This window comes from Pseudomonas sp. GW821-FHT12A04, assembly GCF_058807755.1.
Map to the genome: position 1 here is coordinate 252,517 of NZ_JBXAQZ010000005.1, position 19,263 is coordinate 271,779.

At 60.0% G+C, this 19,263-nt stretch carries 18 protein-coding genes; 8 read left to right on the top strand and 10 right to left on the bottom strand.

Features of this window, described 5'->3' with window-relative positions; genetic code table 11:
- Nucleotides 1-94: 94 nt before the first annotated feature.
- Nucleotides 95-946 carry a CAP domain-containing protein gene (locus AC1RS8_RS10620; RefSeq protein ID WP_489338679.1) on the bottom strand — a complete coding sequence of 284 codons (852 nt, stop codon included), beginning with the start codon at nucleotides 944-946 and terminating at the stop codon, nucleotides 95-97.
- 142 nt (nucleotides 947-1,088) lie between these two features.
- On the opposite strand from AC1RS8_RS10620, the gene AC1RS8_RS10625 reads away from it, so the two are divergent.
- From AC1RS8_RS10625 to AC1RS8_RS10645, 5 genes are all read left to right on the top strand, one after another.
- Nucleotides 1,089-1,709 carry a cell wall hydrolase gene (locus tag AC1RS8_RS10625; RefSeq protein ID WP_154947611.1) on the top strand — a complete coding sequence of 207 codons (621 nt, stop codon included), beginning with the start codon at nucleotides 1,089-1,091 and terminating at the stop codon, nucleotides 1,707-1,709.
- 198 nt (nucleotides 1,710-1,907) lie between these two features.
- On the top strand, nucleotides 1,908-2,885 hold the full coding sequence (locus tag AC1RS8_RS10630; RefSeq protein WP_489338678.1) for an NAD-dependent epimerase: 978 nt from the start codon (nucleotides 1,908-1,910) through the stop codon (nucleotides 2,883-2,885).
- A 48-nt stretch (nucleotides 2,886-2,933) separates the two neighbouring features.
- The gene (locus AC1RS8_RS10635) at nucleotides 2,934-3,674 is read left to right on the top strand and encodes a glycosyltransferase family 2 protein (RefSeq protein ID WP_493162575.1); all 741 of its coding nucleotides are present in this window, start codon (nucleotides 2,934-2,936) and stop codon (nucleotides 3,672-3,674) included.
- The gene (locus tag AC1RS8_RS10640) at nucleotides 3,671-3,949 is read left to right on the top strand and encodes a lipid-A-disaccharide synthase N-terminal domain-containing protein (RefSeq protein WP_095945709.1); all 279 of its coding nucleotides are present in this window, start codon (nucleotides 3,671-3,673) and stop codon (nucleotides 3,947-3,949) included. Before AC1RS8_RS10635 ends, AC1RS8_RS10640 begins: the two co-directional genes overlap by 4 nt.
- Before the next feature lie 3 nt (nucleotides 3,950-3,952).
- On the top strand, nucleotides 3,953-5,503 hold the full coding sequence (locus AC1RS8_RS10645; RefSeq protein WP_489338676.1) for an ArnT family glycosyltransferase: 1,551 nt from the start codon (nucleotides 3,953-3,955) through the stop codon (nucleotides 5,501-5,503).
- A 125-nt stretch (nucleotides 5,504-5,628) separates the two neighbouring features.
- On the opposite strand, the gene ahr is transcribed toward AC1RS8_RS10645, so the two are convergent.
- Entirely contained in the window at nucleotides 5,629-6,660 is a 1,032-nt protein-coding gene (gene ahr, locus AC1RS8_RS10650) for an NADPH-dependent aldehyde reductase Ahr (RefSeq protein WP_349736891.1), read from the bottom strand.
- A gap of 199 nt (nucleotides 6,661-6,859) precedes the next feature.
- Here ahr and AC1RS8_RS10655 point away from each other — a divergent pair, with 199 nt between their 5' ends.
- A complete protein-coding gene (locus AC1RS8_RS10655; RefSeq protein WP_090456099.1) occupies nucleotides 6,860-7,060 on the top strand; it encodes a YbdD/YjiX family protein in 201 nt (66 codons plus the stop codon).
- 64 nt (nucleotides 7,061-7,124) lie between these two features.
- Here AC1RS8_RS10655 and AC1RS8_RS10660 read toward each other — a convergent pair whose 3' ends face one another.
- Nucleotides 7,125-8,423, bottom strand: a complete 1,299-nt coding sequence (locus tag AC1RS8_RS10660) for an MFS transporter (RefSeq protein ID WP_090456097.1) — start codon at nucleotides 8,421-8,423, stop codon at nucleotides 7,125-7,127.
- A gap of 38 nt (nucleotides 8,424-8,461) precedes the next feature.
- Nucleotides 8,462-9,640, bottom strand: a complete 1,179-nt coding sequence (locus AC1RS8_RS10665; protein WP_489338675.1) for a M20 aminoacylase family protein — start codon at nucleotides 9,638-9,640, stop codon at nucleotides 8,462-8,464.
- Between the two features lie 143 nt (nucleotides 9,641-9,783).
- Between AC1RS8_RS10665 and AC1RS8_RS10670 the strand changes: the two genes are divergently transcribed.
- On the top strand, nucleotides 9,784-10,737 hold the full coding sequence (locus AC1RS8_RS10670) for a LysR family transcriptional regulator (protein ID WP_090456093.1): 954 nt from the start codon (nucleotides 9,784-9,786) through the stop codon (nucleotides 10,735-10,737).
- A gap of 8 nt (nucleotides 10,738-10,745) precedes the next feature.
- Here AC1RS8_RS10670 and AC1RS8_RS10675 read toward each other — a convergent pair whose 3' ends face one another.
- The 3 genes from AC1RS8_RS10675 to AC1RS8_RS10685 all read right to left on the bottom strand — a co-directional run bounded on the left by AC1RS8_RS10675 (nucleotide 10,746) and on the right by AC1RS8_RS10685 (nucleotide 13,616).
- Nucleotides 10,746-11,513, bottom strand: a complete 768-nt coding sequence (locus tag AC1RS8_RS10675) for a metallophosphoesterase (RefSeq protein WP_429521457.1) — start codon at nucleotides 11,511-11,513, stop codon at nucleotides 10,746-10,748.
- 199 nt (nucleotides 11,514-11,712) lie between these two features.
- Nucleotides 11,713-12,885: an acetyltransferase domain-containing protein gene (locus tag AC1RS8_RS10680; protein WP_489338674.1), complete on the bottom strand. Its 1,173-nt coding sequence runs from the start codon at nucleotides 12,883-12,885 to the stop codon at nucleotides 11,713-11,715.
- Between the two features lie 332 nt (nucleotides 12,886-13,217).
- Nucleotides 13,218-13,616, bottom strand: a complete 399-nt coding sequence (locus AC1RS8_RS10685) for a hypothetical protein (RefSeq protein ID WP_218497584.1) — start codon at nucleotides 13,614-13,616, stop codon at nucleotides 13,218-13,220.
- 481 nt (nucleotides 13,617-14,097) lie between these two features.
- Between AC1RS8_RS10685 and AC1RS8_RS10690 the strand changes: the two genes are divergently transcribed.
- On the top strand, nucleotides 14,098-15,000 hold the full coding sequence (locus AC1RS8_RS10690; RefSeq protein ID WP_090456087.1) for a universal stress protein: 903 nt from the start codon (nucleotides 14,098-14,100) through the stop codon (nucleotides 14,998-15,000).
- A 245-nt stretch (nucleotides 15,001-15,245) separates the two neighbouring features.
- Here AC1RS8_RS10690 and AC1RS8_RS10695 read toward each other — a convergent pair whose 3' ends face one another.
- From AC1RS8_RS10695 to AC1RS8_RS10705, 3 genes are read right to left on the bottom strand one after another with little or no spacing between them, the layout of a single operon-like run.
- Nucleotides 15,246-16,673 carry a GGDEF domain-containing protein gene (locus AC1RS8_RS10695; RefSeq protein ID WP_090456086.1) on the bottom strand — a complete coding sequence of 476 codons (1,428 nt, stop codon included), beginning with the start codon at nucleotides 16,671-16,673 and terminating at the stop codon, nucleotides 15,246-15,248.
- 24 nt (nucleotides 16,674-16,697) lie between these two features.
- Entirely contained in the window at nucleotides 16,698-17,657 is a 960-nt protein-coding gene (locus AC1RS8_RS10700; protein WP_218497583.1) for an alpha/beta fold hydrolase, read from the bottom strand.
- A 16-nt stretch (nucleotides 17,658-17,673) separates the two neighbouring features.
- Nucleotides 17,674-19,086, bottom strand: a complete 1,413-nt coding sequence (locus tag AC1RS8_RS10705; RefSeq protein ID WP_489338673.1) for an NAD(P)/FAD-dependent oxidoreductase — start codon at nucleotides 19,084-19,086, stop codon at nucleotides 17,674-17,676.
- Nucleotides 19,087-19,263: the final 177 nt, after the last annotated feature.

A 19,263-nucleotide genomic window follows, 5' to 3' on the forward strand; every position in this document is an offset into this window, starting at 1 on the left:
ACCCGCGTTATCGTTGACGTCCTTCGCGAGCAAGCATCGCCCCTGCAGGTGCCCCGTTGGATGGCCCGTCCGCAACACATTCAGAGTCTTGTCATTACTGCGCCCCAAACAGCGCCGTCCAGTAAATCCCCGCATCGCTCTTCGGATCGGTCGCGTAAGCCGCGCCGAGTTCGCGGAACTGTGGGTTCATCAGGTTGGCGCAATGGCCGGGGCTGGCCAGCCAGCCTTCGACCACCTTGTGCGCGGTGTCTTGGCCGGCGGCGATGTTTTCGCCGATCTGCTGGAAGTCGTAGCCGGCCAGTTCCGCGCGGTCGCCCGGGGTGCGGCCATCGCGGTCCTTGTGATCGAAGTAGTTGTTGTTGGCCATGGAGCGGGCGTTGCCTTCGGCGGCGGTGGCCAGCGTGGCGTTCCAGGCCAGCGGTGGCGCGGCGGCGAAGGACTGCGCGCCGCATTGGCGTGGTCGGGTGCGTGCGGCGTTGAGTTCGGTGAGCAGCTTCTGGCCTTCGGCCTGCGCGTCGCCCAGGCGTGCGCTCAACAACGGCCGTGCGACCACGATGCGCCATTCACGGTCCTGGCGGCTGACGCCGACATCGACGAATTGCGGGTCGAGGACGATCTGGCAAAAGCTCTCCTGAATCGCCTTCATCGCCGAGGCGGCATCGCGAGGCCCGGACAGGCTGATGGCCTGCACATTCTTCATGGGATAACCGGCAGTGACCATGGCCTGCTGCAGATTACCGATGTTCGGGGCGGTCAGCACCAGGCGCGGGTCGGCCGACAGGGGTGGCAGTTCCGATGAAGCCTGGCCTGCGCAGCGCTGCGGTTGGCTACGGTAGACGTTGATCGATTCGATCAATTGCGCTTCGTCGGCCGCAACGGCGTTGGCGGCGAATACCAGGCCCAGTGATACACCGGCCAAACGCATTGCGGATGAAATGAAACCCATGAAAATCCCCCTTGAGCAGATTGCGCCCATGATGCGCGAAGTTGGCCCATCTAACACAACGGATTTATCCAGAGTGTAGTGGGGTGGGCGAAATCATTTCACTACTAGACTCAATTGAACCACTCACCATGTGACACCGACCATGCGCTTCGACTGGATCGCCACCTGCCTCGCCCTGACGTTGCTTGCCGGCCCGGTATCCGCTACGGATCAAGAACAAAAACAGGAATCGGCCGAGAACAAGGCCGAGGTGTTGGAACAGAAAGCCGCCGAGAGCAACAACCCGGCACCAGCGCCCAAGGCAGAAGCCATTACCCCTTCAGAAGTCCAGGCCGTTGACCCGGCCGGCGCCGCGCCGCTGGACGATGCGATCACCTGCCTGGCCCGGTCCATTTACTGGGAAGCCAAGGGCAAGGACGCCGCCGACATGGAGGCGGTGGCCAACGTGGTCATGAATCGCCTGGGCCACGAGGGCTTTCCGGACACGGTGTGCAAAGTGGTCAAGCAGGGTTCGGAAACCAAGAGTTGCCAGTTTTCCTGGTGGTGCGACGGTAAGTCCGATTCGGTCCAGGAAGAAGTGCCTTACGCGATGGCCAAGGAAATCGCGCGCAAGGCCCTGAACAAGGAGCTGCCGGATCGCACCCAGGGTGCCCTGTATTTCCATGATCGTACCGTCAAGCCGGATTGGGCCAGGCAATACATCAGGACCGTGGATATCGGTTTGTTCCGGTTTTACAAACCCCATGGCGGATCGGCCAGATAACCGCGGTGTTTTCGGCCGGATATTTTATTTTTTCGAGGTGGCGCGAGGCGTTATCCAAACTGAAATGTGTCTGTTTTATAAGCTTCATAACGCAACCGTGCGCGAATGAAGCCATAAGCAGGGACTACACATGAAGTTGACGAGGGTCCGGATCAGTCATCTCGCGTCGATCGCGGCGCAGTCGCCGGCGCGTTTCCCATGACCGTACTGGTCACCGGTGCGGCCGGTTTCATCGGCTTTCATACGGTCCAGCGCTTGTGCCGCGAGGGTCAGGAGGTCGTTGGTATCGATAACCTCAACGACTATTACGACGTGGAACTCAAGCACGCACGCCTCAAGGTGCTGGAGACTCTGCCGGGTTTTCGCTTCCGGAAAATGGACATCGTCGACAAACCTGCCCTGATGAGCCTGTTTCAACAACACGCTTTTACCGAGGTGGTGCACCTGGCGGCCCAGGCCGGGGTGCGCCACTCGCTGGACAACCCGGATGTCTACGGGCAATCGAACCTCGTGGGTTTCCTCAATGTGCTGGAAGCCTGTCGGCACCATCGCCCCGAGCACCTGATCTACGCCTCGAGCAGTTCGGTGTATGGCGCCAACAGCAAGATGCCATTCAGTGTCGAGGACCCTGTCGATCATCCCGTTTCGCTGTACGCCGCCAGCAAGCGCGCCAATGAACTGCTGGCTGAAAGTTACTGCCATTTGTATGGCCTGAAAGCCAGTGGCCTGCGCTTCTTTACCGTCTACGGCCCGTGGGGTCGTCCGGATATGGCGCTGTTCAAGTTTACCGACGCCATCCTCAAAGGCCTGCCCATCGACATCTACAACCAGGGGCAGATGTACCGCGACTTCACCTTTGTCGACGACATTGTCGAAGGGATCGCCCGACTGCGGCCAAGGCCTCCGGTGCCGGAAGGCTCTGTCGCCGGGGTCAACCGGCTCTTCAACATCGGTCGCGGCATGCCGGTGGCGTTGCTGGATTTTGTCGAGTGCCTGGAATCAGCGTTGGACCTGCAGGCCCGGCGCAACTACTTGCCAATGCAGGCCGGTGACGTGGTCAAGACCTGGGCCGATGTCTCGGCGCTGGCCGATTGGGTGGGCTTCAGCCCGCAGGTGACGCTGGAAACCGGCGTCGGTGAATTCGTGAAGTGGTATCGGCAGTTCTATCAGATTTGAAGCCTTCGCCTCTGATCTCGAACAATCAAAAAAGGCGAGAGAGACCCCATGAGCCAAGACATTTTTGTATCCGTAGTGATTCCCGCCAAGAACGAAGCGAACAACCTCAAGCCATTGCTTGAAGAAGTCCGCGTGGCGCTGGCCGATGAGGCTTACGAAATCATCGTGGTCGACGATGGCAGCACCGATTCGACCCTGCAGGAACTGCGGCAGATCCGCCAAAACGGCTTGAACACCTTGCGCATCCTGCATCACGAGCGGTCGCTGGGGCAGAGCACCTCGCTGTACCACGCGGCCCGTGAGGCACGCGGGCAGTGGCTAGCGACCCTCGATGGCGACGGCCAGAACGACCCGGCGGACATTCCCGGCATGCTGGCGCTGGTGCGCGGCGAACCGGGCAATGTCGATGTACAACTGGTGGCCGGGCACCGGGTCAATCGCCGTGACACCGCGAGCAAGCGCTACGCCTCGCGGTTCGCCAACAACCTGCGCCGGCGCCTGCTCAGGGACGCCACCCCGGACACCGGTTGTGGCCTGAAGCTGATCGAGCGCGCGGCGTTCTTGCGTCTGCCGTACTTCGACCACATGCATCGCTATATTCCGGCGCTGATCCAGCGTCATAACGGGCGCATGATCGTGCACCCGGTCAACCACCGTCCGCGCACGGCCGGGGTATCGAAATACGGCAACCTCGACCGCGCGCTGGTCGGCATTCTTGACCTGATCGGCGTCTGGTGGCTGATCAAACGCACGCGCCTGAACACCAAGGCCCAGGAGCTCGAAGGATGATTCTGACCCGTGAAACCCTGTGGCTGCTGGTCGGCTTTGCCGGTCAGGCTGCCTTTACCGGGCGGTTTGTTTTGCAGTGGTTGTACAGCGAGTACAAGAAACGCAGCGTGATCCCGACCAACTTCTGGTACCTGAGCATCGTCGGCAGCACCTTGTTGCTCGCCTATGCCATTTACCGCCAGGACCCGGTGTTCATCGTCGGGCAGGCGTTTGGCTCCCTGGTCTATTTTCGCAACCTGCAATTGATTGCCAAAAGCAGAAGCGCAAAGGAATAAGCAATGCGTAGATCGTTGTCGCCCAGGGTCGAGTGCCTGGGGCTGATGCTGCTTGCCCTGTTGCTGATCGGCGCGGGCATGGGGTTGCGTCAGGCTCAGAATGTGGACGAGGAGCGTTTCCTCGGTGTCGCGCTGGAGATGCTGCAGAACGGCTCGTGGCTGATCCCGCACCGGGCCGCCGAGATCTACGGTGACAAGCCACCGATTTTCATGTGGACGGTGGCGTTCTTCACCTGGCTGACCGGCAAACCCAACATCGCGCTTTATATCCCGGGACTGTTTTCGGCGGTGACGGTCACGGCGATGGTTTATGACCTGGGCCGTCGCCTGTGGACCCAGCGTACCGGGCGCAACGCCGCGCTGTTGTACCTGGCGACCTACCAGACCTACAGCATCCTGCGCACCGGTCAGATCGACAGCTTCTTGATTCTGTTCACCTCCCTGGGCCTGTACGGTCTGGCGCGGCACCTGCTGCTGGGACCTGCGTGGCGCTGGTTCTACGCGGGCTGCGCGGCCATGGGCATTGGCGTGATCACCAAAGGTGTGGGTTTCCTGCCGGCACTGTTGCTGATTCCCTACGCCTATGGGGTGCGCAAAGGCTGGCCCGGTGTGGTGGCGATGCCGGGCGAGGCGCGCAAGTGGTTGCTCGGGTTTGCGCTGATGCTTGGCGCCATCGCGATCTGGCTGTTGCCCCTGGCCTTGTCCATCCTCTTCAATGGCAGCGCGGACGAAGTTGCCTATGCACGGGAGATCCTCCTGCGCCAGACCGCGGGCCGCTATGCCGCCGCGTGGCATCACCGCGAACCGTTCTGGTATTTCTTCACCAACGTAATCCCGCAGTATTGGCTACCACTGGTGCTGGTGCTGCCATGGCTGGTGCCGGCCTGGCGCCGTCAGTTGCAAAAACGCGACGGCCGGGTCTTGGTGTTGCTCGGTTGGGTGGTGCTGGTGGTGCTGTTTTTCTGCATCAGCACAGGCAAGCGCAAGTTGTACATCTACCCGGCGCTGCCTGGGCTGGTGCTGGTCGCCGCGCCGTTGATCCCGTGGCTGCTCAGGCGCTGGTTCAAACGGAACCCGCGTATGCGTCGGGTGTTCCCGGCATTGGTGGCGACCTGGTTCGCGTTGTGGTTCGCCCGTGGCTTCATCGAACCGCTCAAGGACGGCACCAACGTCGATCAGGTGCTCATGACCCAAGCGGCGTCCATGACCCGGGGCGCCGATCTGGTGCTGGTCAACTGGGAGGAGGGGCACTGGTTGTTCGCCCGGCAACCGATCGTGCATTTCGGCATGGACAATTCGACCATCGAAAAGGCCGCGCTGTATCTGCGCGAACACCCCAAGGCCTACGCATTGGTGCCGGATGACGTACTGAACCAGTGCTTCAAACCAGAAGCGGCCCGTGAGCTGGGGGAAAACGCCCGGGCGAACTGGTCGATCGTGGGCTCGGATGCCGATAACGGCAAATGCCTGCCGCAAGAGGCCGGCAAAGCCTATCGGTTCACCTGGAATGACCCGCACATGCCATTGGCGCCTGCGCAGGTAGCCAATCCCTGAGGGGATTTGTAGGAGCCGGCTTGCCGGCGATGGACTCAAATGCGCCGCGTTTATCCAGCTCACGCGCGTTATCGTTAACGACCATCGCTGCGATGCGGCGACCCGACAAGCCAGCTCCTACAAGGTCACTGACTGGCGTCCAGCACCACGCGGTAGCGCGCCTTGCCACTGCGCAAGTGATCGATGGCCTCGTTGATGCGGCTCATGGGAAACATCTCGACCTGCGGCACAATCTGGTGGCGTGCGCAGAACTCCAGCATGGTCGCGGTGTTGGCGGGCGAGCCGACCGGTGAGGCGGACATGGTTTTTTGCTGGGGAATCAGCTCGAACACGTGCATCGGTATGGCATCGGGCACGACGCCGACAAAGTGCAGGCGACCCTTGCCGCGCAGGGTGGCGAGCATGGCGCTCCAGTCGAGGTTGGCGTTGGCGGTGACCAGCAGAAAATCCAGGGTGCCGGCAATGGCATTGAGCGCATTGGTATCGGTCGAGGCGACCACCTTGTGTGCGCCCAGGCGCCTGGCTTCGTCCTGCTTGCTCAGCGATGAGGTGAACGCCGTGACTTCGCAGCCCCAGGCGTTGAGAAAACGCAACGCCAGGTGACCGAGACCGCCAATACCCACCACGCCGACCCGGTCAGTGGGCTTGATACCGAATTCCAACAGCGGGTTGAACACGGTCGAACCGGCGCAGAACAGCGGCCCGGCCATTGCCGGATCGAGTCCGGCCGGGATCGGCAGGGCCCAGGCCCAGTGCGAACGAATGCGGTCGGCAAAGCCGCCGTTGCTGCCGATGATGGTCGGTTGCACGGTGCGACACAGGTTATGGGAACCTTCGATGCACGAGGTGCAATGCATGCAACTGCCCTTGTACCAACCGATGCCCACCCGTTGCCCCATTTCCAGACCGCGAACCTGGTCGCCCAGCCGCACGATACGGCCGACCACCTCATGGCCGGGGATAAACGGGTAGTGGCTGATACCCCAATCGTTGTCGATCAACGACTGGTCGGAGTGGCAGACGCCGCAATATTCCACGGCGACTTCCACCTCGTCGTTGCCCAACGGACCGGGATCGTAGCTGTAGCGTTCCAGTGGCGCGCCCGCTGCGGTGGCGGCCCAGCCGGTAAAGGTGGTGAGTTCGCTGCTGTCGCTCATGGGATACCTCCAGATCAGAAGTCAGGGGTCTTGACCGCTTTGGTGCCGCGGCGGAGCGAAGAAAGTGTAGCGGGTTGCCGGCGTTCCATCGGGTGCGAGCCTGGATACATGAAAATACAAAGGCGCCCGATGTGGACACAGTGCAGATACATGAACGCGGTTTCATGGGCCAGGTCCCACGCATACAGAGAGATCAGTCATGTTCAGCAAACTGCAGCAGATCGCCAGATTGTTCAGCCAGAGCGCCCGATTGATGGTGGGCGTTCCCGAGTACGACAACTACGTGGCACAAATGGCCCGCAACCGTCCGGGCGAGCCAGTCATGAGCTATGAGATGTTTTTCCGCGAACGCCAGGAAGCGCGTTTTGGCCGGGGCAAATGCAATACGCGGTGTTGTTGAAGGCGTTGGGCGTATACGCGGTTTGAAAGAATCCGACGCATACGCCCGTCATGGTCACAACGGCCTAATCGAGTGGCTTGCCGGCCGTTTCCTTGACCATCGCCAGCCCGATCAAGGTCAGGCACAGGCACGCCATGACATACAGCGCCGGGGCGTTGTTATTGCCGGTCAGGCCGATCAAACCGGTGGCGAAAAACTGCGCGAAGCCGCCGAACACCGAGACACCCAGGCAATAGATGATCGATAACCCGGTGGCGCGAATCGCCCTTGGGAACAGTTCAGTGACCAACACCAGGGTCGGCACGGTGATCAACACCAGCAACAGGGTGGTGACCAACGAGACGGCCAGCAGCATGCCGAGCGTCGGGAACTGGTTCATCAGCATGAACGCCGGATAGATCAGCAACAGCATCGGGATACTGCCCAGAGCGATGGTGCGGCGCCGGCCGATACGGTCGCTGAGCCGGCCGGCCCAGATCGACAGGCTGATCTGCACCAGCGCGCCGAGGCAGGCGGCGGTGGTGCCCATGGTCATCGGCAGGTGCAGCACCGTGACCGTGTAGTTGGTCATGTAATCGAGCACGATGTAGCTGGACGCGGTGCTACCGATCACCAACAGCACCCCGGTCACGATCAGGCGACGGTAGCCGGTGAAGATCACCCGCACGCTGGAGAACGCTTCATGACCTTGTTCGGCGGCGGTTTCCTTGAGGTGACGACGGATATAAATGCCGACCGGGATCACCAGCATCCCGAGGGCAAACGGCACCCGCCAACCCCAGCTCTCCAGCGCCTCGGGCGGCAGGGACGAGCTCAGTGCCAGGGCCACCAGTGCGCCGAGCAGAAAGCTCAAGCCCTGGCTGAACAGCTGCCAACTGCCGTAGAACCCGCGGCTTCTGTCATCGGCGTGTTCCATCAGCATTGCCGTAGAGGCACCGACCTCACCGCCGATGGCGAAGCCCTGGATCAGGCGTGCCAGCACAATGATCAACGGTGCGAAGACGCCGATCTGCGCATAGGTGGGGGCGATGGTGAACAACAGCGAACCCAGCGCCATCAGCCACAGGGTGAGCATCATCGCCGGTTTGCGCCCGACCCGGTCGGCATAGGCGCCGAGTACCAGGCCACCGATGGGGCGCATGCCGAAACCGACACCAAAGGTCGCCAGGGACAGCAGCAATTGCCCGAGCGTGCTCTCGACCGGGAAAAACTGGCGACCGATCAGTGTGGCGAAGAAGCTGTAGACGGAAAAATCGTAGAACTCGAGACCGGAGCCGATGGTGATGGCGGCGATGGCTTTCGCACCAATCGGCTGCCGGGTCGCAGCGGTATCAGGCATGGCGGTAGAGACGGGAGTGGACATTTGACGAACTCCAGAAGACGAGGGCGATAGGGATGAGGTCAGGCCAGGAAGGTCTCGACCAGCCGCACCCAGTAGCTCGCACCTGTCGGCAGGCAGTCATCGTTGAAGTCGTAGCCGGGGTTATGCACCATGCAGCCGCCTTCGCCATCACCGTTGCCGATCAGCAAATAACAACCGGGGCAACGCTCCAGCATCACGGCGAAATCCTCACTCCCGGTCAGCGGTTGCATGTTCGCGATCAAGCCGTCTTCGCCCACCCAATCAAGCGCTACTTGCCGGGCGAACTCGGTGCTTTCGGGATGATTCAACAGAGCCGGGAAGCGTTGCGCCTCGTCGACCGTCACCCTGGCGCGGGCGCCGAAACTCGTAGCCTGGGCCTCGGCCACGGCGGTGATCCGTACAATCAGCTCGTCACGCACCTGCGCCTTGAGCGCACGCACGCTCAACTGCAACTCGGCGTGATCGGGAATCACGTTGGCGGCAATCCCGGCGTGGAACGCGCCGACGGTCACAACCGCTGTGTCGAGCGGCGCGACATTGCGCGAGACAATGCTTTGTAATGCCATGACGATGGCCGAGCCGGCCAGTACCGGGTCAACGGCCTTGTGCGGCATGGCGCCGTGACCGCCAACGCCGTCGACCCGAATGGTCACGGTGTCGGTCGAGGCCATGAACGGACCAGCGAGGAAGCCCAGTTTGCCCACCGGCAGTCCTGGCATGTTGTGCATCGCGAACACCGCGTCGCAGGGGAACAGCTCGAACAGACCGTCATCGAGCATGCGCCGAGCGCCGCCGTCGCCTTCCTCGGCCGGCTGGAAAATCACCACCAGCGAGCCGTCGAACTCTCGGCTCTCGGCCAGGTAACGGGCGGCCGCCAGCAGCATCGCCGTGTGCCCGTCGTGACCGCAGGCGTGCATCACGCCTTCGTGGCGGCTGGAGTAGGGCAACCCGGTCTGCTCGATGATCGGCAGCGCATCCATGTCGGCGCGCAGGCCGATCGTTTTGCCGCTGGAGCCTTGGCGCAAAAGCCCGACCACACCGGTGCCGCCCAGGCCGCGATGTACCTGGTAACCCCAGGCCTGGAGCTTGCTCGCCACCAGGTCAGCGGTGGCGAACTCTTCAAAGCTCAATTCCGGATGGGCGTGGATGTGTCGGCGCAGGGCGATCATCTCTTCTTCGAGTGCACGAATGCCGGGCAGGGCGGGCAAATCGGTCATCAGATTCTCCTCGTTTTTATTGGTCGTTTTCGGCTGTTGGACTGATACCCTGTGATGCTAATGAGTTGGCGAATGTCGCGGCAGTCGCAAAAAAGGTGGGCTGAAAACCGCTGGTTTACACCCTGGTGCATCAGGAGGAAGGGATGAAGCTGCATCAATTGCGGGCGCTGGTGATGATTGCCGACTGCGGCAGCATTCGTGCGGCGGCGCGGCAACTGGGGGTGTCGCAGACGGCAGTGGCCAAGGCGTTGCGCGAGCTGGAGGAACACTTGAACCTGCCACTGCTGTTGCGCAATGCCAGCGGTGTGGTGCTGACCACCTACGGGCAGTCACTGTTGCAGCATGCGCGGCAGATGCTCAGCCAACTCGAACGCGCGCAACTGGAACTGGCACACCTGAGCGACCAGGCCGAAGGGCAGTTGCGCCTCGGCATTTCGCCGTGGATGGGCATGACCTTGTTACCCGAGGTCGTGACGCTATTCCGCCAGCGCATGCCACGGGTACGCCTGGAGATTTTCGAAGGCTTGATGGCGGTGACGTTGCCGCGATTGCGCGACGGCACCATGGAGTTTGCAGTGGGGTTGGTGTCATCACTGCTGCCGCGCCCGGAGTTCGTCAGCGAGCAGATTCTGTCTTACCGCATGGCCGTGGTGGCCCGCCATGAGCATCCACGGCGCGACAGCCGCTCGATCCACGATTTGCTGGATCAGGATTGGGTGGTCAACTACCCGGATGCCAGCCATGAAGGTTTGATGACCGAGTTGTTTTGGCAACACGGTGCGCAGATCGATATGCAACACATCCACCGCGCGCATTCACCGCAGTTGACGCTTTCATTGGTGGAGCAGACAGACATGCTCAGTTACTTCCCGGAGCCGATGCTCACCATCCCGGGCTACCGCGAACGGGTGGGGCGCCTGGCGCTGGCGGAAACCTTCGCCACCGACACCATCGGCATCGTCACCCCGCGCAATGCCCAGTTGGGGGTCGCCGGGCAATGCTTCGTCGACTGCCTGTTCCAGGTCATCCGCCGCCGCGCCCGGTCGACACGGCCGGAAGATGTCGAGCTGTTCGATACGCTGGAACTGTTGATTTGAGGGTCGCTTCACAGATCCAGATCGATCACGAAGGCATCATCGAAATCAGGATTTTCATTGATGCCATTCTTGGCATAGCCCCGGGGGTTGCAGATCACGCGGGTGTTACCCACTCGATAATCAAAGCTGCCATGGGTATGGCCATGCAGCCACAGTGCCGGCTGCCAGTCCTTGATCCGCGCTTCGAGGTCCGAGACAAAGCTTGAGTTGATCGGCGAAGCGGCAAAGGTCGGGCTGATGCTCGATTTTGTCGGGGCGAAATGAGAGACCACCACCGTGGGTGTGCTGCTGTCGCGCTTGAAGCAGTCTTCCAGCCAGGCGACCGTCTGCAGAAACACCAGCTGGGAAATGGCCGGCGTGAACAGGTCAGGGAAATCGGGGGCGATCTTGATGTGGCTGAAGTCACGAATCAGCCGGGTCGCCAGATCGATGCCCAGCGCCCGGTCCTCGGGGCCGTCGAGAAGGCGATAGTCAGACCACAAGGTGCAGCCGAGAAAACGCACGCCGTCGTGGACGTACTCCGAACGTTCCAGAACGTGGATCTGCGTACCTTGCGTCAGGCTGTTCAACTGTTCGTAGGTGGAGACCAGGTCACTGCCATAAAACTCGTGATTGCCTGCCACGTACAGCAGTGGAACCGGGCAGGCTCTGGCCCACTCGATAGCCTTGGCCGGCCGGGCGATGTCCCCGGCGAGCACGACAATATCGGCATCCACGACGGGAAACGGGATCGTATTGACGGACAGGTGCATGTCGGACAGCAAGGCGATGCGCATGGATCAACTCCGGCGTGTCGTTAAGGGCAGGTCATCAACTTACGCGTTGATAACCCGTTGCCACAAGTCTGCCGCCCACAGTTTTGATCTTCAGTGAACGCTAATCCAACGACCGGTCACCATCCCTCTGGAAGGCGTTCAAACACTTACCTGACTGGCATTGCTCTCCAGGGGCCACTTTTGTGAGCAAATGTCCTGATCAGAAATATTTGAGCCATCTGATATCGCGACGGCGTGCCTTCAATGCCGCGAACCAGCGCACGGGTAAATACAGGGATAAAGCCAGGAGCACCGCCGTCAGCCACACAGCCCAAACGCTGTCGAAACCGAAAAAATTCCCCTGGTTCAACCCGAACAACGCCACGCTGACCAGATACAGCGCCTTGAGTACGTAAAGGTGGAGCAAGTAGAAGAACATCGGCGCCGCGCCAAAGACTGCCAATGCAGTGACCCACTTGCGTTGTTGAGCCTGTTCCAAGGCACGAAGCAGTAACAGGCCAATGCCCGACGTCAGCAAAAGGAACAACAGGGAGGGCGGGTATTTTGTAATGTTGAAGAAGCTCATGAGGGTTTGCGTGATGCCTTCATGAGCGACCCAATGCACCTCGCCATAACCATTGACTGCTCGCAGTGCGACAAATCCGACCAATGTTCCGGCCCCGGCAAGCAGCAGAGTACGTTGACGCTCCGCGGCCAGAACCTGGCCAGAAAACCAGGGGCCGATACTGTATCCAAGGGCGATCACACCGATCCAGGGAAGCACAGGATAAGAGGTGCGCAGACGTAAGCTGTCGCAGACATCGATCCAGCCGCGATCATGCAAAATGGCCCAGGGTATATGCATGGGCGAGCCTGTCGCGAAGTGCACATTATCCAGCAGATTGTGCCCGGCCACGATCACCAGGCCCAGGCAGCACAGAATGGGCCTGGGTAACCAAACCAGTCCGACCAGGGCAATCATGCAGATGCCAATGGCCCAAATCACTTGCATGTAGATCGCCGTAGGTGGGAGCTGAAATGTCCAGGCGAAATTCACCAGGGTGAACTCCAGCAGTACCAGCAATAGACCGCGCTTGAACAAAAAGGCTGACACATCGCCCTTGCCCTGGTGCTTTTGGCCATACAGGTAAGCGGAAAGTCCAGTGAGCAGTATGAACACCGGCGCACACAAATGAGCAAGTGTGCGGCTGAAAAACAGCGCCGGCTCAGTGGATTCGATGTCCATGGGGTCTGTTACTTGACGGTGCAAAAAGAACGTTTCGCGCACGTGATCCAGCAGCATAAGGAGGATTACCAATCCCCTCAGGGCATCAATGGACAGCAGGCGTTGGTTCAAGCTTGTGATGGGGGGGATGTGAGTAGAAGTTGTCATCGAATGTCGCAAGCAGGGGGTGGACGGCTCTGCCAGTGGCGACTGACAGTTCATGGTTATATAAGATATAACATAACATGTATGTCTGCCGCGTGTGTATTCGCATGGGGTGGCTCGGCGTCATCGGAACTGGAGGAGGGCGGCAGCATAACCATGATCGTTTGCATATTGCCTTCAACGCCGGCGAGGAGGGCGATAGGGAGTCGCTCGTACCTCGTCGACGTTTCTAGCCAGCTTCTACAACCCGATGAGCGAGTACAGCTGTTTCGGGCCGGTTTCGCAGGTTGGCGGTGCATCGCCGGTGTTGCAGGCGAATTGCTCTTGGCGTCGCACTAGCGACGATAGTAGCGGCGATCGTCCTCATAGCGGTGCCGCATGGCCCGATCATGGTGGCGTTCCCAATAACGTTGGCGTTCTGCTTCGCGGCGGGCCTGCTCTCTGCGCCAGTTATCTCTACGCCAGTCGTCACGGCGCCAATCGTCTCTACGAGAGTGCCAGCGGCCGTCATGCCAGTATCGGTCGTCATGGGCAAGCAACGGCCCTGGTTGCTTGCCGGCCATGCTGGCCAAGGTCGGCCAAGGATTGCCGGCAGTCTGGGCCGGCACCTGAACGACTGCGACTTCAGGTGCGAAAACAGGGGTTGAGGTCTTCATCTGTGTTGCTGATGCCGAGCCCACTGCCGCGAACGCGAACAGGCCGAAGAGCACCATCCGTGGGTCATGGAATTTCATGAGCGAAGACAACCTCTGGTTGATTTGTGGGGGAGCCTGCGGGTTCGCGTTTACCGAACGGATGTGGCTATCCACATAGACCGATAAATAGAGAAAAGTTCTAGGGGCCGCTGCTTAAATAGCTAACGGCGCCAGTGTGCGACCCCTTTTAGGTTCGCTATCTCGATAACCGTTCCTGGCGGTTTACTGCCTTTAGTGAACGCCAGTAAACGACTGTGGATTCAACTGGTCATGCGTCCAGTAAATCGGGGCGACTCAAATACAACGCGCTGACAGTGGGCTTTCGGTCGAACATCGGCAACGGCGACCGGCAGCAGTCGGTCGATTCTGTTGAAAAAGTTGACTCGGCCAAGTAGGGGATAGATGGCATCCAGGCGTATATTGATAGTTCCAGATAGTTGAGGCGATAGTAAATCGTCGGTGGTGTGACAGGCGACAACGCTGGGGGGGCTAGATATCCCGAAGCATTTGGAGGTGTTACATGAGCCAGTATCAACGACTCTTTCTGATAGCCGGTCCAGTCATGCGTCACACCCCGGCGTTGGAGCGAGCTGTCGCCATTGCCGAAGCCACTGGCGCAGCGCTGCATATCACGGTGTTTATCGAAGACTCCAACCTCTTGGGTTTGATGAGCGCCGGTGCGCGTTTTCGTGAGGCCTGTCAGCAAGAAAACGAAAAGTGGCTGAAGGATGAGGCCGGTCTAATCCGCGGACGCGGAGTTGCAGTGAGCACCGAAGTGCTTGTTACGCGCACCGCGCTGCAAGAAATACTTCGACATGTGGCAGAAATGCAACCGGATCTGGTTATCAAGGACGTGCAACACGAGTCAGCGCTCAAACGCGTTTTCATTACGCCTCTGGATTGGCACTTGTTGCGCGAATGTCCGGTGGCTGTGCATCTGGTCAGCGAACTCAGGTGTCCACTTCCACGGGTGGTAGTGGCGGCAGTCGATCCGTCACAACCCGAGACTCAGATCACTGGCATCAACGACCGCATCATCCAGGCGGCGAACGGGTTGTCGATGCAATGCAATGCGGAGTTGCATCTGCTGTATGCCTACGATCTATCGCTGACACATATATCCGACGCAGGCGCTGGTGCAGTGACGATGCCAGGCTTCAGCAGCGATGTACGCAAGTCACTGCAAAAGACATTTATCGCATTGGCCGACCACTATGGCGTACCCACTGAGCGGCAACACTTCGTTGCAGGCCCCCCTGGCAAAGCGCTGGCCGACTTTGCAGCGCATCACCGGGCCGATGTGATCGTCATGGGAAATGCGCATCGCAAGGGACTGGGCAAATGGGTGGGCAGTACGACGGAGCATGTTCTGTATCAAGTGCCCTGCAACATTTTCGCCGTTACGGGTTCTGCGGATCAGTGATCGAGAAGACACCGCAAGGCGTAGGTGACTGGATTATTCCCACTGACGCATGGTTATGACGGAGCTTGGTTGATTGCAGCCAGTGACCATGGGAAAGGCTCGGGCAAAGCGCATGACAATGCCAAATGAGTCGCAAGCCCCGAAGCGGAGTGGGGCTTGCGACTTTTTTTCGAAATCTGTCGCACAGTCCGAAACACTGACACGGGGTATCGGTGCCGACGCTTTCAGCGACTTCGAGACGATGGTCAAGGCATAGGTTGGAGGCTGGTTTTGAAGGTAGTGACCACACGGTTACGGCCTTCGTGTTTAGCGTGATACAGGCGTTGATCGGCTGTACGCAGAATTGCCTCGATCGTGTCGCCATCGCGACCGGATTGCGATACGCCGATGCTCACTGTGACCACGGTTGACCGCTGCTGGCCATGAAAAGAACTATTTGCAACGGTGCTTCGCAGACGCTCAGCGATTTCGTGCGCGCCTTCAAGTGAAGTCTGAGGTAGCAGTATCATGAATTCCTCCCCGCCCACTCGGGCGACACCGTCATACGGGCGGATCGAATCGAGGCATTTCTCCACGAAACTCTTCAGGATGTCATCGCCAACCTGATGCCCGAAGCGATCGTTGATGGACTTGAAATTATCCAGATCGAGTGCCAACACGGAGAACGGCGCACCGCCGCGTTTGGTCCGGCCAATTTCGACTTCGACCCGCTCCATGAACCGACGACGATTATCAGCGCCGGTCAGTGGATCGGTCGCCGCAAGGTGCCCGAGTTCTTGATTGGTGCGCTGGAGTTCCTGCAGGGCGCTCTCGGCATACGCCATCGCTTCGGCAAGACGCACCATCAACTCCTCTTGGCTGTAAATCTTCGAAAACGACCGCGTGGTGAGGAACGCTTGCACTACCCCATAGCTCAACATGAAGAATCCGCCGGCGAAGATCGCGTGAGCGAGCCACCACATATGGTTCCACGGACGTGCAAGGATGAAGGCAAGAGAGGACAGCGCGAACGCGGTGACCGAGATGATAAAAATGGTCATCAGCGGCGAACGGATACGGCGCAGCAGGAGTATTGTCACGGTCAATGTGGAAAGAACGAGGGCACCACCTTCCATCGATAGGCGCACCGCGAGATTGCTGGCGATCGGCGAATTCGCGACGTACGCCACTGCCACGTCGACCAGCAGGAACAGTCCTATCCAGGTCAACCACGGGCGGGCCTTCATTCGTTGGTCCGCGGCAACAGGTGGGCGGTGGTACGACAGCAGTCCGACTAACAGCAGAATCGACATGACCAGGCGAGAGGCGGGTCCATAAAGCAGGAAGAGCCAGATATTGTGGTGTGCTTGCCCGGTGAACGCACCATGCAACGCATAGATCAGTACAAAGCCGAGAAAACCAAGCGTCATCCATCGCAGCAGCGGATCTCCCGATGACTGATAGCAGCGCCACGTTACGTACGTAACAAACGAGCCGGCCAGGGTGGCTGTCGTGATCGCAACTATATGGAACAGGTGATTCTCGAATATAAGCGTGGGGTCCTGAAAAAAGTACAAGTACCCAATCAGATAGGCCGGAACAAACGCAAATCCTGCGAGCAGCAAGTAGGCGTAAACCCTGACCATGAGGCGAACGGCTTCAGGTGACTCGTCGGTGGCGATGAGATTGTTCATGGTTCCCTCCAGTTTTAAATCAATTCAGAGTTCTTTCAGGAAGCCCAACAGCAGCTCATTGACCTCTGTCGCGCGCTCTTGCTGTATCCAGTGGCCGGCACCTTCGAGGATATGACACCCGCGCAGTCCCGGCAGTGTCTGCGCGAAGGCTTCGATCTGCCGCGGGGAACTCGGAAACTTCAGCACGCCGTCGCGGCTCCCGGCAATGAACATCGACGGCTGCCGGATAATGCAACCGCGCCAAGGTGCCAGAAGTGCCCATGAGCGCGTCATGTTGCGGTACCAGTTCAAGCCGCCGCGAAATCCGCTGCGGGTGAATTCGCGGGTGTAATAGGCAATGTCCTCAAGGCTTAGCCAGACTGGCAGGGTTTCGGGCTCGACCATCGCGCCGAGGAAGCCCTGGCCCGGCTGCAGCCGGCCGAACACCGGCCAATCGGGTCCGTCACCCGAGCCACTGAAGTAGATGCGCCGGATCGACGACTCGACGTCCCTTTCCAACTCGGCCTCGGCCACACCCGGCGTCTGGAAATACTGGATGTAGAAGTCGCTGATACCCCGCGAGGCAAGCGCGCTGAGGAGCTCCACGCGTGTCGGTGGCGAGAAGGGAACGCTCATGCCGACCACCGCGCGGAACAGATCGGGTCGCATCAATGCTGCGCCCCAGGCTACCTGCGCGCCCCAGTCATGGCCGACGATCACGGCTTGCTGTTCGCCGAGTGCGTTGACCAACTCGACCATGTCGCCTACCAGGTGGAGCGTGGTGTAGGCGTCGGGTTCGGCCGGCGCATCTGTGCCGCCATAGCCGCGCATGTCGGGCGCTACCGCTCTGTAGCCGGCGGCCGCCAGCGCAGCAAGCTGGTTGCGCCACGAGTACCCCAGCTCCGGGAATCCGTGGCATAGCAAGACCAAGGGACCGGAGCCCTGGATGGCGACCTGCATGCGAATGCCATTGATGTCGAGCAGTTCGAGGTGTGGCTCGTTCATGTGCGCTTCCTGCGATTCAAGCGATGACCTCCAGCAAACGCGGCAGATTCGTCAGAGCCTGTTGCCTGCTGACAGAGAGCCGACGCAGCTGTGCCAGTTTCTCGGTGTCGGTTTCTTGCAAGCCCCTGACCACCGCCGTCATGAAGTACAAACGCGACTGCCTGATCCAGCGGGACAGACCTTCATGTTCTCCCCAGCGTAGCTGGTTACCCAGGTAGACGGCCCAGATTCTGATCCAGTCCGTGGGGACGTGAGGCGGGGGGACCATTGTGCAACACGCGTTCATTTGCGCTTGATCGTCCAGGTGGCTTTCCACATAAGCGATCAAGGCCGCGCTGAACAAGGGTTGGCAGCTGCTTACCATCACCAGGTTGATCTTGCCGCCGTCGAACACCTGCATTTCAGGGAGTGTCGGGATGGCACTGGCGCTGCAATCAATGTGCAGAGCATTTGGGCTCGTGGCGATGCTGCCCTGCTCGAGCACGATGCGCGTTGGCTCGATAACGCTCACTCTCCCCAGGCGCACAATGTTGTCGATGCGTCGAAGCTCGCGTAATTCCGCTTGAGTGACGGTGGCGCAGCGGTAAGCAGTGGGTTCGACGGCCGTATCCAGGCGCAAGAGCTGGCCCGCCGCCTCAAGCCTGGAGAACAGGTCCGGGATCGAGTCCGCGGCTGCGATAGCCTCGAGCTGTGCCGTGAGGCCGCCGATTGTTCGTTCGAAGCTGTCGAGGCCGGGTTGCAAGTTGGCCCGGTCGATCAACCACGGATCGTTTGGCATGATCCAGCAGATTTTTTCGGGCGCAACACCGTTTTGCAGGCACCACAGGCAGGCGTCGATCCCGGTCTTGCCCGATCCCACCACTACGTAGCCAGTGTGTGGGTGCTGGATCTTCGGCAGGTCGTTCAGTGGCACGCATTGCACGCCGGGTTCCACCTTGTATCTGGGCGGGTGGGTCGAGGGCACCGCCGTCTGGGCATGGGTGGCGTCCACCACCTTTTTGTGCACTCGCACCTGATGGCTTACGCCGCTGATCAGCGAGGTAAACCGGTGGTCGTCAATGCGGTCGCCGGTGTAGTCGCACATGGGGAAGTAACGGACCCGACCTGACGGCAGAAACTGCTGATTCATCACCTGGTCGAAGTAGCTCATCACCTCGGCGCCGGAGGCCAGCTCATACAAGCCCTCGTTCAGTGCCGTCGTGTCTTTCGTTCCGCTGCCCAGTTCCCGTGAGTTGACGCCATAGAAGGCCGAGGGCTGGTGCAATCGGACAAAGGGGTAGGCATCATTCCAGTGCCCGCCAGGTCGACCGTGCCGATCCACCATCACGATACGTGCATTCGTTTCCTTGAGTAGCGTATCGACGAAGGCCATGGCGGTCGCGCCAGCCCCGATGATCAGATAGTCGGTTTCGATCGGATTTGCGTCCATATGGTTGCACCTTCCTGACGGTTGCCCCCCTCAACCTCCCTAGATTAGCCACCCATGCCGCGCGCAATAGAACGAATGCTCCTCACCCACATAACCAATGGAATTAATGGCTGCAGCCTGAATGTCCATACTCAAGCCGGCATGCGCGAAGAAAAACTACGCGGCCTGGATTTCAGT

Coding starts and splice junctions, on each gene's coding strand:
- AC1RS8_RS10620 (WP_489338679.1), bottom strand. CDS start 946: ATGGGTTTCATTTCATCCGCAATGCGTTTGGCCGGTGTATCACTGGGC.
- AC1RS8_RS10625 (WP_154947611.1), top strand. CDS start 1,089: ATGCGCTTCGACTGGATCGCCACCTGCCTCGCCCTGACGTTGCTTGCC.
- AC1RS8_RS10630 (WP_489338678.1), top strand. CDS start 1,908: ATGACCGTACTGGTCACCGGTGCGGCCGGTTTCATCGGCTTTCATACG.
- AC1RS8_RS10635 (WP_493162575.1), top strand. CDS start 2,934: ATGAGCCAAGACATTTTTGTATCCGTAGTGATTCCCGCCAAGAACGAA.
- AC1RS8_RS10640 (WP_095945709.1), top strand. CDS start 3,671: ATGATTCTGACCCGTGAAACCCTGTGGCTGCTGGTCGGCTTTGCCGGT.
- AC1RS8_RS10645 (WP_489338676.1), top strand. CDS start 3,953: ATGCGTAGATCGTTGTCGCCCAGGGTCGAGTGCCTGGGGCTGATGCTG.
- ahr (WP_349736891.1), bottom strand. CDS start 6,660: ATGAGCGACAGCAGCGAACTCACCACCTTTACCGGCTGGGCCGCCACC.
- AC1RS8_RS10655 (WP_090456099.1), top strand. CDS start 6,860: ATGTTCAGCAAACTGCAGCAGATCGCCAGATTGTTCAGCCAGAGCGCC.
- AC1RS8_RS10660 (WP_090456097.1), bottom strand. CDS start 8,423: ATGTCCACTCCCGTCTCTACCGCCATGCCTGATACCGCTGCGACCCGG.
- AC1RS8_RS10665 (WP_489338675.1), bottom strand. CDS start 9,640: ATGACCGATTTGCCCGCCCTGCCCGGCATTCGTGCACTCGAAGAAGAG.
- AC1RS8_RS10670 (WP_090456093.1), top strand. CDS start 9,784: ATGAAGCTGCATCAATTGCGGGCGCTGGTGATGATTGCCGACTGCGGC.
- AC1RS8_RS10675 (WP_429521457.1), bottom strand. CDS start 11,513: ATGCGCATCGCCTTGCTGTCCGACATGCACCTGTCCGTCAATACGATC.
- AC1RS8_RS10680 (WP_489338674.1), bottom strand. CDS start 12,885: ATGACAACTTCTACTCACATCCCCCCCATCACAAGCTTGAACCAACGC.
- AC1RS8_RS10685 (WP_218497584.1), bottom strand. CDS start 13,616: ATGAAATTCCATGACCCACGGATGGTGCTCTTCGGCCTGTTCGCGTTC.
- AC1RS8_RS10690 (WP_090456087.1), top strand. CDS start 14,098: ATGAGCCAGTATCAACGACTCTTTCTGATAGCCGGTCCAGTCATGCGT.
- AC1RS8_RS10695 (WP_090456086.1), bottom strand. CDS start 16,673: ATGAACAATCTCATCGCCACCGACGAGTCACCTGAAGCCGTTCGCCTC.
- AC1RS8_RS10700 (WP_218497583.1), bottom strand. CDS start 17,657: ATGAACGAGCCACACCTCGAACTGCTCGACATCAATGGCATTCGCATG.
- AC1RS8_RS10705 (WP_489338673.1), bottom strand. CDS start 19,086: ATGGACGCAAATCCGATCGAAACCGACTATCTGATCATCGGGGCTGGC.